This window comes from Streptomyces sp. NPDC092370, from assembly GCF_044755265.1.
Taxonomy (GTDB): domain Bacteria; phylum Actinomycetota; class Actinomycetes; order Streptomycetales; family Streptomycetaceae; genus Streptomyces.
On record NZ_JBIVQO010000010.1, the window covers coordinates 168,362 to 181,229 of the forward strand.

Annotated in this window: 11 protein-coding genes; 9 read left to right on the forward strand and 2 right to left on the reverse strand. The window is 71.8% G+C overall.

Annotated features, from left to right (window positions below; translation table 11 throughout):
• Window positions 1-49: 49 nt before the first annotated feature.
• The gene (locus ACIQHQ_RS27600) at window positions 50-1,552 is read left to right on the forward strand and encodes an acyl-CoA synthetase (protein ID WP_402616452.1); all 1,503 of its coding nucleotides are present in this window, start codon (window positions 50-52) and stop codon (window positions 1,550-1,552) included.
• A gap of 60 nt (window positions 1,553-1,612) precedes the next feature.
• Window positions 1,613-2,446, forward strand: a complete 834-nt coding sequence (locus ACIQHQ_RS27605) for an alpha/beta fold hydrolase (RefSeq protein ID WP_402616455.1) — start codon at window positions 1,613-1,615, stop codon at window positions 2,444-2,446.
• Between the two features lie 61 nt (window positions 2,447-2,507).
• Here the strand turns inward: ACIQHQ_RS27605 and ACIQHQ_RS27610 are convergent, their stop codons facing one another.
• Both ACIQHQ_RS27610 and ACIQHQ_RS27615 read right to left on the reverse strand, forming a co-directional pair.
• On the reverse strand, window positions 2,508-4,424 hold the full coding sequence (locus ACIQHQ_RS27610) for a sulfatase (RefSeq protein WP_402616458.1): 1,917 nt from the start codon (window positions 4,422-4,424) through the stop codon (window positions 2,508-2,510).
• 113 nt (window positions 4,425-4,537) lie between these two features.
• Window positions 4,538-6,157, reverse strand: coding sequence for an acyl-CoA synthetase (locus ACIQHQ_RS27615; protein ID WP_402616461.1), 1,620 nt, complete (start codon window positions 6,155-6,157; stop codon window positions 4,538-4,540).
• Between the two features lie 175 nt (window positions 6,158-6,332).
• Between ACIQHQ_RS27615 and ACIQHQ_RS27620 the strand changes: the two genes are divergently transcribed.
• The 7 genes from ACIQHQ_RS27620 to ACIQHQ_RS27650 all read left to right on the forward strand — a co-directional run bounded on the left by ACIQHQ_RS27620 (window position 6,333) and on the right by ACIQHQ_RS27650 (window position 12,859).
• Entirely contained in the window at window positions 6,333-7,133 is an 801-nt protein-coding gene (locus ACIQHQ_RS27620; protein ID WP_402616464.1) for a crotonase/enoyl-CoA hydratase family protein, read from the forward strand.
• Window positions 7,134-7,165: 32 nt separating this feature from the next.
• Window positions 7,166-8,107, forward strand: coding sequence for a Zn-ribbon domain-containing OB-fold protein (locus tag ACIQHQ_RS27625; RefSeq protein WP_402616466.1), 942 nt, complete (start codon window positions 7,166-7,168; stop codon window positions 8,105-8,107).
• Window positions 8,104-9,168 (forward strand): thiolase domain-containing protein, encoded by a 1,065-nt coding sequence (locus ACIQHQ_RS27630; RefSeq protein WP_402616469.1) that lies wholly within the window; start codon window positions 8,104-8,106, stop codon window positions 9,166-9,168. Before ACIQHQ_RS27625 ends, ACIQHQ_RS27630 begins: the two co-directional genes overlap by 4 nt.
• Complete coding sequence (locus ACIQHQ_RS27635) at window positions 9,165-10,331, forward strand: thiolase domain-containing protein (RefSeq protein ID WP_402616472.1); 1,167 nt, start codon at window positions 9,165-9,167, stop codon at window positions 10,329-10,331. Before ACIQHQ_RS27630 ends, ACIQHQ_RS27635 begins: the two co-directional genes overlap by 4 nt.
• Before the next feature lie 82 nt (window positions 10,332-10,413).
• The gene (locus ACIQHQ_RS27640) at window positions 10,414-10,656 is read left to right on the forward strand and encodes a DUF397 domain-containing protein (protein WP_402616475.1); all 243 of its coding nucleotides are present in this window, start codon (window positions 10,414-10,416) and stop codon (window positions 10,654-10,656) included.
• Between the two features lie 161 nt (window positions 10,657-10,817).
• On the forward strand, window positions 10,818-11,720 hold the full coding sequence (locus ACIQHQ_RS27645) for a universal stress protein (protein WP_402616478.1): 903 nt from the start codon (window positions 10,818-10,820) through the stop codon (window positions 11,718-11,720).
• A gap of 641 nt (window positions 11,721-12,361) precedes the next feature.
• Entirely contained in the window at window positions 12,362-12,859 is a 498-nt protein-coding gene (locus ACIQHQ_RS27650; protein ID WP_402616481.1) for a hypothetical protein, read from the forward strand.
• The last annotated feature ends 9 nt before the right edge of the window (window positions 12,860-12,868 follow it).

Genomic DNA, 12,868 nt, shown 5'->3' on the forward strand with positions numbered 1-12,868 from the left:
GCTCGGGGGTCCTTGACCTCCCCGGGCGGTGAACCGAGGATCATGTGTCATGACGACGCCCGGACACGGCAGCACGGTCGACCAAGTCCTGCGGCGCAGCGCCGGGCGCACACCGGCGCGCGTCGCGGTGGAGTACGCCGATCGCACCTGGACGTACGACGAACTCGACACCGCCGTCTCCCGCGCGGCGAGTGTCCTCCTCGGCCAGGGACTCTCCCCGGGCGACCGGGTCGGCGCCTACGGCCACAACTCCGACGCCTACCTGATCGCCTTCCTGGCCTGCGCCCGCGCGGGCCTGGTGCACGTACCCGTCAACCAGAACCTGACCGGCGACGACCTCGCCTACATCATCGGCCAGTCCGGCAGCTCCCTGGTCCTCACCGACCCGGACCTGGCAGCACGACTGCCGCCCGGAGTAAAGACGTTGCCGCTGCGCGACGCCGACGACTCGCTCCTCGCGCGGCTGCCGGGGGCACCCTCCCACGACGGCCCCGAGCCGCACACCGAGGACCTCGTCCAGCTGCTGTACACCTCCGGGACGACGGCTCAGCCCAAGGGCGCGATGATGACGCACCGGGCTCTGGTGCACGAGTACCTGAGCGCCATCACCGCCCTCGACCTCGGTGCGGGCGACCGCCCCGTACACTCCCTGCCGCTCTACCACTCGGCGCAGATGCACGTCTTCCTGCTGCCCTACCTGGCCGTGGGCGCGACGAACATCATCCTCGACGCACCCGACGGCGACCGGCTCTTCGACCTGATCGAGGCGGGCCGCGCGGACAGCCTGTTCGCGCCCCCCACCGTATGGATCGCCCTGTCCAACCGCCCCGACTTCGCCACCCGCGATCTGCGCGGCCTGCGCAAGGCGTACTACGGCGCGTCGATCATGCCGGTCCCGGTACTCGAACGGCTGCGGGAACGCCTGCCCGGCCTCGCCTTCTACAACTGCTTCGGGCAGAGCGAGATCGGGCCCCTGGCCACCGTCCTCGCGCCCGACGAGCACAAGGGCCGTATGGACTCCTGCGGCCGGACGGTCCTGTTCGTCGACGCACGTGTGGTCGACGAGAACGGCGAGGACGTACCCGACGGCACCCCCGGCGAGATCGTCTACCGCTCCCCGCAACTGTGCGAGGGCTACTGGGACAAGCCGGAGGAGACCGCCGAGGCCTTCCGCGACGGCTGGTTCCGCTCCGGCGATCTCGCGGTACGCGACGCGCACGGCTACTACACGATCGTCGACCGGGTGAAGGACGTCATCAACTCCGGTGGCGTCGTCATCGCTTCGCGCCAGGTCGAGGACGCGCTGTACACCCACCCCCAGGTCGCCGAGGCCGCGGTCGTGGGCCTGCCGGACGAGCGCTGGATCGAGGCGGTGACGGCCGTCGTCGTCCCGCGCGGCGAGGTCTCGGAGACGGAACTGATCGACCACGTCCGCGACACACTCGCCCCCTTCAAGGCGCCGAAGCGGGTGGTGTTCGTGGAGGAGCTCCCGCGCAACGCCAGCGGGAAGATCCTCAAACGGGAACTGAGGAGCGACCTCGGGAACGCCTGACGCGCCCGGGCCGGACAAGCCGGTTGTGCCGGACCGGCACCCGGCACCAGGATCGAGGCCATGCCGATCTTCAGCGCCCCGGACGGGACCCGACTCACCTTCCACCCGCGCGGCCGGGGCGAGCCGCTGATCGTGCTGCCCGGCGGCCCCATGCGGGCCTCCGCCTACCTGGGGAACCTGGGCGGACTGGACGCCCACCGGCAGTTGGTGCTGCTCGACCTGCGCGGCACGGGGGAGTCCGAGGTGCCGGCGGATCCCGCGACGTACCGATGCGACCGGCTCGTGGAGGACGTCGAGGCGTTGCGGCTCCACTTGGGCCTGGAACGGATGGACCTGCTCGCACACTCGGCGGGCGGGAGCCTCGCCCTGCTCTACGCGGCCCGGTTCCCGCAGCGGGTGGGACGGCTGGCGCTGGTCACCGCCATTCCGTGGGCCATGGGGTGGCCGGCGACGGCGGGGGATCGGCTGGCGGCGGCGCGGCAGCGGGCGTCGGAACCCTGGTTCGCGGACGCGTTCCCCGCGTTCGAGGCCTGGCTGGGCGGCACGGGTGAATTCGACCCGGTGTTCCTCCCGTTCTTCTACGGGCGCTGGGACGACATCACGCGCGGCCACGCCGACCGCGAGGAGACCGAGACCAACGACGACGCGGCGGATGCCTTCAGTGCCGACGGCGCCTACGATCCGGAGGCGACACTAAGTGCCCTCGCCCGGCTGACAGCCCCCGTTCTGGTCCTGGCCGGGGGAGTCGACGGCGGCCCGGCCCCGTCCCTGGCCCGCCGGAGCGCCGACGTCTTCCGGGCAGCCGAGTTCGCGGTGCAGCCGGGCGCGGGACACTACCCCTGGCTCGACGACCCGGAGTGGTTCGCGCGGCGCGTGGCCGCCTTCTTCTCCTGACCCGTGCGGTACGCCCCGCCGCCGTCGGCACAGTGGCCTTTCGCCGTCGTGGAGGAGTTCCTCAGCCCTGCGGACCGTACGCCGTCATGAAGCGGTCGCGGAACTGGTCCATGCCCCACCGGGGCGCGTCCCCGGCCGGCTTGAGGCCGTCCGTCCAGCCCCAGCCGGCGACCCGGTCCAGGACCCTCTTGTCGTGGGCCACGATCGTCACCGGCACGTCCTTGCCGGTGTCCCCGGCGGTGACGGTCGGCACCGGCTGGTGGTCACCGAGGAAGACCACCACCGTGTCCTCGTCGCCGTAGCGCTCGACCCACTCGGTCAGACTGCGGAGCGAGTACTCGATGGCGCGCCGGTACTCGGTGCGGACCTTCTCCGGGTCCTTCCAGACCTCCGCGGGGTCGGTCCCCTCCTTCTTGATCCGGTGGAACACCGAGCCGTCGCCGAGGTCGTCCCAGTCGATCATCCGGGCGATGGGGGACCAGGGGTTGTGGCTGGAGGCCAGGATGATCTCCGCCATGATCGGCTCACGGTCCTTCTTGCCGTGCTCCAGGCGCTGGAAGGCCTCCATGCTGAACTGGTCGGGGACGGGCGTCCAGCTGAAGTAGGGGCCGTGATAGCCGAGGTTCTCGGAGTCGTAGATGTGGTCCAGGCCGAAGAACTTGCCCTCCGGCCAGGCGCGCCGCACACCGGGCACGATGCCGACGGTGCGCCAGGCACCCGACTTCCCGAAGTATTTCGTCAGCGTCATGCGATCGCTCGTGGTCAGACTCCGGTACCGCTGCTGGTTCTTGATCCACAGCCCGGACAGGAAGGTCGAGTGGGCGAGCCAACTGCCCGCGCCCGTCACCGGCGACCGCAGCCAGCCGCTGCGCGACTCGAACCCGGCCGCCTTCAGCCTGCCGGTGCCCTCCTTGAGGACGGCGTCGGTCTGCCGCGCCATCGCCGGGTCGTCGATCGCGACCCGGCCGTAGCTCTCGATGAACGTGAACAGGACGTCCTTGCCGCGCAGTCCCGTGAGCAACTGGTCGGGCGGTGTCTTCGCGAAGGCGTCCACAGCGGCCTGCTTGTCGAAGATCCGGGCGTCCTGAAGTCCCGCCCGCACCGCGTCCACACGGTTGCCGATGAACTCGGCAGTGCCCTTGGTGGCGATCGGCACGGTGCCGATCTGCACGCCCAGGGTCATGCAGGTGATCCAGGCCGTGCCGAGCATCAGCACCGTGCGGCCGGCGGCAGGCCGGTGCCGGGTCATCAGGTTCGTCAGCCGCACCACCGCGAGCGTGGTGAGGACGAGCAGCGCCACGAACAGGACGATCACCCCGGTCACGGCCAGCACCTGTCCGGTCCGGCCGAACGTCTCCCGGAGGAAGTCCGTCGCGTTCTCGACCAGGATCCAGTCCAGCACCAGGTCGAACGGCCGGGCCAGAATCTGGTAGAAGCCCATATCGACGAACTTCAGGACCGTGACGAGCCCCAGGAACACGCCTGTGACGACCGCCGTGATCCGCCGGGGCTTCGGCGGCAGTGCGAGCAGCAGCCCGGCGAGCAGCACCCCCTCGGCGGGGATGCGGACGAACGAGGGGAACTCGAGGCGCTCGATCCGGTTCGGCATGAGCAGCGCGAACAGCACGAGCGCACCGGCCGAAACGGTCGTCCCGATGGAGACCCCGCGTGCCGTACGCGGGTAGTGGCGCCGCCAGCCGAACCAGCCGGGCTTCGCCGCGCCGGACGGCGTCGCCTCCGGCGGCTGTCCGGAAGGGGGCTCCTGTGCCGGGGGAGCGCTCTGCGGGCCGTCCGCGGCGGTGTCGTCCTTTGGATCGGCCGTGGCGCTGTCGTCCTCCGGAATGTCCGCGGCGGTGCCGTCCTCCGGGTTCGCCGTTGCTGTGCGGTCCTCCGGGTTCGCCGTTGCGGTGTCGTCATCCGGTTCCGCCCTGCCCTCGGTCGTGTCCGAAAGCTGACGGGAGCGAGTGAAGAGCGACACCCGGTGGTCCTTCCGTGCGGTCTTGCCGGCATGCGAACAGGACTCGGGTGAGCGAGCCTGCCATCACCAGTACGTCCGCACGTCACCTTAGGTTCAACGTGCCGGCCGGAGAATCACCGGTCAGCCGTCACCGCGACCTCACGCGCCCACCGGTAGTCGGCCTTGCCGCTCGGCGACCTCCGAATCGAGTCGGTGATCACCAGTTGGCGCGGGATCTTGTATCCGGCGAGCCGGTCACGGCAATGGGCCTGTACGTCCCGCAGCGAGGGCCGCGGCGCGCCCGGGCGCAACTGCACCACCGCTGCCACATGGTGACCCCACCGGGGGTCCGGTACCCCCGCCACCAGCGCGTCGTAGATGTCCGGGTGTGACTTGAGGGCCTGCTCGACCTCCTCCGGATAGACCTTCTCGCCGCCGGTGTTGATGCACTGCGAGCCCCGGCCCAGGACGGTGACCACGCCCTCCTCGTCGACGGTGGCCATGTCGCCGAGTAGCACCCACCGCTCGCCGTCCCTCTCGAAGAAGGTCCCGGCGGTCTTGACCGGGTCGTTGTAGTAGCCGAGCGGCACATGTCCGCACTGGGCGATCCGGCCCACCTCCCCGGCTGCCACCGGCTCGTACGTGGCCGGATCCACCACCTGCGTGCGGGCGTTGACCCGAACCCGGAAGCCCCGCTCCGGTCCCGAATCCTCGGTCGCCGTCCCGTTGAAGCCCGACTCCGAGGAGCCGAAGTTGTTCAGCAGCATGGCGTTCGGCACCAGCTCCTGGAACTGCCGGCGCACCGTGTCCGACATGATCGCGCCGGACGACGAGACACTGAACAGCGACGAGCGGTCGATGTGCCGCAGCGGACCGCTCAGCGCGTCGATCAGCGGCCGCAGCATCGCGTCGCCCACCAGCGAGATGCTGCTGACCTTCTCCTTCTCCACGGTCCGCAGTACCTCCTCGGGCACGAACTTGCGGTGGATCACGACCCGCTGCCCGAAGTGGAAGGCGATGAAGGCCGTGAGGGTGGAGGTGCCGTGCATCAGCGGGGCCGTGGGGAAGAAGGTGAGCCCCGCACCGCCGGCCGCGACCCGCTCGGCGAGCTCCTCCGGCTTCTTCACCGGCTCCCCGGTCGGCGCGCCCCCGCCGAGGCCCGCGAAGAACAGGTCCTCCTGTCGCCACATCACACCCTTGGGCATCCCCGTCGTGCCGCCGGTGTAGATGATGAACTGATCGTCGGCCGAGCGGGCGGGGAAACCGCGCTCGGACGACCCCGCGGCCTCCACCTGCGCGAACTCCACACAGGGCACCGCGGCGGCGCCCGGCGCGGGAGCACCCACCCGGATCAGATGCCGCAGCTTCTCCACCCGGGGGCGAGCCGCCGCCACCCGGTCCGTGAACTCCGCCTCGAAGACCAGCGCGACCAGGTCGGCGTCCCGGTACAGGTACACCAACTCATCTTGCACATAGCGGTAGTTGACGTTAACCGGGACGATCCGCGCCTTCAGGCAGCCCAGTACCGTCTGCAGGTACTCCACACCGTTGTAAAGGTGGAGCCCGAGGTGCTCACCGGGGCGTACACCGCTGTCGAGCAGGTGGTGGCCGACGCGGTTGGCGGCCGCGTCCAGCTCCGCGTATGTCAGTCGGCGCTCCGCGCCCGTGCCGGGATGGTCGGCGTACACCAGCGCCTCACGGTCGGGGACGACGTCGACGACCGACTCGAACAGGTCCGCAAGGTTGTACTCCACCGCTCCTCCTGACCCCGGGCGTGCCTGGCATCGGACGGTTCGCCGGTCATCAGAGCAAAGGGCGGTCCAACTGTGAAGGGCCCGCGCGAAAGAATCTGACTGTCTGTCAGAAAACCCTTGAAGTGCTTCCCGCCCTACTGCAACCTGTTCTCGTTCCATGAGAGGGGAGTTCGCCATGGGCGGGACGGAACACCTCACCGTGCAGCGTGAAGGCGCCACACTGGTGCTCACGCTCAACAGGCCGGAAGCCAAGAACGCGCTCTCACTGCCGATGCTCGTCGGCCTGCACGACGGGTGGCTGGAGGCCGACGCGGACGACTCGGTCCGCTCGATCGTCCTCACCGGCGCGGGCGGCTCCTTCTGCTCCGGCATGGACCTCAAGGCCCTCGCCGGCGACGGCATGGCCGGAGAGGAGTACCGCGACCGGCTCAAGGCCGACCCCGACCTGCACTGGAAGGCGATGCTGCGCCACCACCGCCCACGCAAGCCGGTGATCGCCGCCGTCGAGGGGTACTGCGTCGCGGGCGGCACCGAGATGCTCCAGGGCACCGACATCCGCGTCGCCGGCGAGTCCGCCACCTTCGGCCTGTTCGAGGTCAGGCGCGGCCTGTTCCCCATCGGTGGCTCCACGGTCCGGCTGCAACGCCAGATCCCGCGCACCCATGCCCTGGAGATGCTCCTCACCGGCCGCTCCTACAGCGCCCCCGAAGCCGCCGCCATCGGCCTGATCGGCCACGTCGTCCCCGACGGCACCGCACTCGACAAGGCGCTTCGGATCGCCGGGCAGATCAACTCCTGCGGCCCGCTGGCCGTGGAAGCCGTCAAGGCCTCGGTGTACGAGACGGCCGACATGACGGAGCCGGACGGCCTCGCCGCGGAACTCACCCGCGGCTGGCCGGTCTTCGACACCGCCGACGCCAAAGAGGGCGCCCGAGCCTTCGCGGAGAAGCGACCGCCCGTCTACAAGCGCGCCTGACCGTGCGCGCCCGACCGAAGGAGCCCTCCGGCATGCCCGAAGTCCTCAAAGCGCCCCTCGTCGTCGAGTTCCCCTTCACCCGCTCGCTCGGCCCCGTCCAGAGCGCCTTCCTGACCGGCCTGCGCGAAGGCGTCGTCCTCGGCGTCCGCACCGGCGACGGCCGCGTCCTCGTTCCGCCCGTCGAGTACGACCCCGTCACCGCCGAGGAACTCCGCGAGCTCGTCGAGGTCGCCCCGACCGGCACGGTCACCACCTGGGCCTGGAACCCCGCCCCGCGCCGCGGCCAGCCCCTGGCCACGCCCTTCGCCTGGGTCCTGGTCCGCCTCGACGGCGCCGACACCGCCCTCCTGCACGCCCTCGACGCCCCTGGGCCCGCCGCCGTGCACACCGGCATGCGCGTCCGCGTCCGCTGGGCGGCGGAACGCACCGGCGCCGTCACGGACATCGCCTGCTTCGAGCCCCACTCCGGCCATCGGGCCGAACCGACGGGACACACCGGCGAGTTCGGCGACCCCGTCACCGGCATCGTCGCCGCCGCCCGCCTCGACTACACCTACTCGCCCGGCCGCGCCCAGACCGCCTACATCAACGCCCTTTCCGGCCGCCGGACCGTCGGCGAACGCTGCCCGGCCTGCCGCAAGGTGTACGTCCCCCCGAGGGGTGCCTGCCCGACCTGCGGGCTCGCCACCTCCGAGCAGGTCGAGGTGGGCCCCCGCGGCACGGTGACCACGTACTGCATCGTCAACATCAAAGCGAAGAACCTCGACATCGACGTGCCGTACGTCTACGCCCACATCGCCCTCGACGGCGCCGACCTCGCGCTGCACGGCCGGATCGGCGGCATCCCGTACGACGAGGTCCGCATGGGGCTGCGCGTCGAACCCGTGTGGACGGAGGGCGCCCGCTACCCCGACCACTACCGGCCCACGGGCGAACCCGACGCGGACTACGACACCTACAAGGAGCTGCTGTGACGAGCGCACCGCGGGACCGCGAGATCGCCGTCGTCGCCTTCGCCCAGACCGGCCACCGGCGCACCAGCGACGAGCTCTCCGAGGTGGAGATGCTGATGCCGGTGCTGCACGAGGTCCTCGGCCAAACCGGCCTGAAGACCGCCGACATCGACTTCACCTGCTCCGGCTCCAGCGACTACCTCGCCGGCCGTGCCTTCTCCTTCACCCTCGCCCTCGACGGCGTCGGCGCCTGGCCCCCGATCTCCGAGTCGCACGTCGAGATGGACGGTGCGTGGGCCCTGTACGAGGCCTGGACCAAACTCCTCAGCGGTGAGGCCGACACCGCCCTGGTCTACGCGTACGGCAAGTCCTCGCCCGGCTCGGTCCGCGACGTCCTGACCCGCCAGCTCGACCCCTACTACGTGGCCCCCCTGTGGCCCGACTCCGTGGCGCTCGCCGCCCTCCAGGCGCAAGCCCTCATCGACGCCGGCGACACCGACGAGCCCGCCCTCGCCGCCGTGGCCGCACGCAACCGTGAAGCGGCGATCGCCAACCCCCACGCACAACTGCGCGGCCCCGTGCCACAGGGCGACTACCTCGTACAGCCCCTGCGCACCGGCGACTGCCCGCCCGTCGGGGACGGGGCCGCCGCCGTGATCCTCGCCGCGGGCGACCGGGCCCGTGCGCAGTGCGCACGTCCCGCCTGGATCCGCGGCATCGACCACCGTATCGAGGCCCATGCCCTCGGAGTGCGCGACCTGACCGACTCACCGTCCACCCGACTGGCCGCCGAGCGGGCCGGAGCCTTCGAACGACCCGTCGACACCGCCGAACTGCACGCGCCCTTCACCGCGCAGGAGATCGTCCTGCGCAAGGCCCTCCGGCTCGGCGACGAGGTGGAGGTGAACCCCTCCGGCGGGGCCCTCGCCGCCAATCCGATCATGGCCGCCGGCCTCATCCGCATCGGAGAGGCCGCCGCCCGCATCCACCGCGGCGCGTCCGGCCGCGCCCTCGCCCACGCCACGTCCGGCCCCTGCCTCCAGCAGAACCTGGTCGCCGTCCTCGAAGGGGAATCCCGATGAGCAAGGAGCCCGTGGCCGTCGTCGGCATCGGCCAGACCAGGCACGTCGCGGCCCGCCGGGAGGTCTCGATCGCCGGACTGGTCCGCGAAGCCGCCTCCCGCGCCCTGGAGGACGCCGCGTTGACGTGGGCCGACATCGACGCCGTCGTGATCGGCAAGGCGCCCGACTTCTTCGAGGGCGTCATGATGCCGGAGCTCTACCTCGCCGACGCCCTCGGCGCCGTCGGCAAACCCATGCTCCGCGTGCACACCGCCGGCTCCGTCGGCGGATCCACCGCGCTGGTCGCCGCGAACCTCGTCGCGGCCCGCGTCCACGGCACGGTCCTCACCCTCGCCTTCGAAAAGCAGTCCGAGTCGAACGCCATGTGGGGCCTGTCCCTGCCGATCCCCTTCCAGCAGCCCCTGCTGGCCGGGGCGGGCGGGTTCTTCGCCCCGCACATCCGCGCCTACATGCGCCGCAGCGGAGCTCCCGAGACGATCGGCGCCCTCGTCGCCTACAAGGACCGCCGCAACGCGCTCAAGAACCCCTACGCCCACCTGCACGAGCACGACATCACCCTCGACAAGGTCATGGCGTCACCCATGCTGTGGGACCCGGTCCGCTACTCGGAGACCTGCCCCTCCTCCGACGGCGCCTGCGCCATGATCCTCACCGACCGCGCCGGAGCCGCCCGGGCACCGCGACCGCCCGCCTGGATGCTCGGCGGCGCGATGCGCAGCGAACCGACGCTCTTCGCCGGCAAGGACTTCGTCTCCCCGCAGGCCGGGCAGGACTGCGCGGCCGACGTCTACCGGCAGGCCGGGATCACCGACCCCCGCCGCGAGATCGACGGCGCCGAGATCTACGTGCCCTTCTCCTGGTACGAGCCCATGTGGCTGGAGAACCTCGGCTTCGCCGGTGAGGGCGAGGGCTGGAAACTCACCGAGGCGGGTGTGACGGAACTCGACGGGGACCTGCCCGTCAACATGTCGGGCGGCGTCCTGTCCGCCAATCCCATCGGCGCCTCCGGCATGATCCGCTTCGCGGAAGCGGCGCTCCAGGTGCGCGGACAGGCCGGAGAACACCAGGTGGAGGGAGCCCGCAGGGTCCTCGGGCACGCCTACGGCGGCGGATCGCAGTTCTTCTCCATGTGGCTCGTGGGAGACCGTCCCCCGGACTCCTGAAAGGTCCCCCTCACGTGCTCTGTTGGCCGTGGGACGCGATCGCTAGGCTGGCCGCGGACGACGAACCGGGAGGAGCACGGACGTGGCCGAGACCACCACCCAGCAGCGCCCGCTCACGGGCTGGGACAAGCCGGAGCTGGACCTCACCAACGCACAGTGGCAGTCCAGCAGCCGAGGGCGGGGGGATGTCCAGATCGCCTTCGTGGAGGGCTTCATCGCCATGCGGAACAGCGCGAGCCCGGAGAGCCCTTCGCTGATCTTCACGCCCGCCGAGTGGGGCGCGTTCGTGTCGGGAGCGCGGGAGGGGGAGTTCGACCTCACCTGACGGTCGGGGCGAACCGTTCCGGACGACCGGGATCCGACGGCCGATCCGGGGGTGTTGCGCCCGCATTTCCGGACACGCGACCGGAGGCACTTCCCGCAGCCGACGCCTGAGTCAGGCTGGCACCCGGGAGGGGACGGTCGAATCCCGGAGGTGAGGACCCCATGAGCACCCTGCCTGTCGTCGCGGCGGTCGACGGTTCGGACGACAGCCTGCGCGCCCTGGAGTGGGCGGTCGACGCCGCGCGCAGACGCGGGGCGCCTCTGCGCGTGGCGCATGTGCGCCAGTACGCCCACTGGGCGCAGCCCGACGTCCTGACGGCCGGGCCGGCGGACGCGCAGGACGATTCCGTCCTGGACCAGGTCCGCAACCGTCTGGAGGGCCGCACCGACCTGCCGGACACCGAGTACGTCGGCCTGGAGGGCGCGGCCGGCGCGGTCCTGCCGGAACTGGGTGCCACCGCCCAGTTGCTGGTGCTCGGCTCCCGTGGGCGCGGCGGGTTCGCCAGTCTGGTGCTCGGCTCGAACAGCATGGCCGCCGCCCGCGACGCCGAGTGCCCCGTCGTCGTGGTGCCCCGGCCCGGACGGGAGGTCCACGGCGAGGCGCCGGGCGGTCCCGGCCGGCGGGTGGTCGTCGGGCTGAAGGTGGACGGCCCCGACGGGGCCACACTCGAGTTCGCCTTCGCCGAGGCCGCCCGGCGCGGCGCCCGGCTCCAGGCGGTCGCCGCCTACCCGTGGCCCGCCCAGCCCTGGATGATGCCCGGGGAGATGCCCCCGCCGGTCGTCGACCAGGAGGTCATCGAGGACGAGACCCGGGTCCTCGCCGACGGCTTCCTCGCCCCCTACCGGGAGCGGCACCCGGACGTCCCGGTCGAGCTGATCCCGGCGGCGGGCGACGCGGCGGGCCACCTCGTCGCGGCCTCCCGGGACGCCGACCTCGCCGTCGTGGGCCGCCACCGGAGGCGGCTGCTGTCACCCGTCCGCATGATGGGCTCGGTCACCCATGCCGTACTGCTGCACGCCGCGAGCCCCGTCGCCGTGGTGCCGCCGTCGCACCCGGAGGACTGATCCCGCCGTAATGGATACGGCCGGGCCTGTCATGAGCCGCATCCGGGAACCGATCAGCGGGGACGCCCGGCTCGCCCTCGACTTGGCCCTCACCCTCCCCAACGACGGCACCGGCGGTGTCGCCGACGACCTCACCGAGCGGCAGGCCTGACGGCGTGGGTCCGGGCCCACCCCGACGTCCCGCCGGGCCCACCCCGACGTCCCGCCGGGCACCGCTCCCCGCCGGGCCGACGATCACCGCGAGGGCCTCGCAGCCGGACCGGCGCCCGCCGACGGTGACGGCGGCGCCGGGTTCACTGCCGACGACGCGCGGTTCACCGCCGACGACGCGCGGCTCACCGCCGTCCGCGAGCCACGGTCCGCCGCCCGCGCGCTCTTCGCCCGGGCCATGCTCCCCGGCGAGCCGAGCCCCGCGGACGCGCCCCGCCTGAGGCCCCGGCGAGAAGCGGTGCGGCAGCTGAACGAGGTGGCCGCCCGCACCCGCACGGTGCCGGTCCCGCACTGGCCGCAGGACGCGGGCCCGGCCGCCCGGTGCCGCCCGGCCGGCCGCCACCCTCCCCCATGGCACAGGGTGACAACCGGCCCGTCCTGTCCGCTGCCCGGCCCGCACTCAGCAGGCCGGGGCACGTACCATGGGCGACATGTCGTTCCTCCGCCGCCGCAGCGCCACTCCCGCCGGGCCCGACTTCGACGTACTGGCCATGGACCCGGGCGACTGGCCCGGCAACCTCGGTGCGGGCCTCCTGCCCGCGCCCGACGGCACCTGCCAGGGCGTCTTTCTGCGCTACGACCTGTTCGGCGGTCGCGGCCCCGCGATGATCATCGGCAATCTGCCGGAGGGCTCCCCGGCCCGTGAGGTCCCCGACGGGCAGGTCCCCTTCGAGGTCGCGCAACTGCTGCTGGCACTGGAGAACGACGAGGAGGTCACCGTCGTCAGCACCGAGGACGTGCCGGTGATGCAGGGCGACAACCTCCTGATCGTGCGCCGCGTCAAACTCTCCGAGAGCCGCATCTCCTGCGTGCAGTTCGACCGCAGCGACAACGTCCTGGTGACCATCGCCGCCTGGGACCGCCCCATCACGGACGACCTCTACGCGCTCCTCAAGCCGCTGCCCGCGGAACTCTTCCAGCAGGGCTGAGCCGCACCG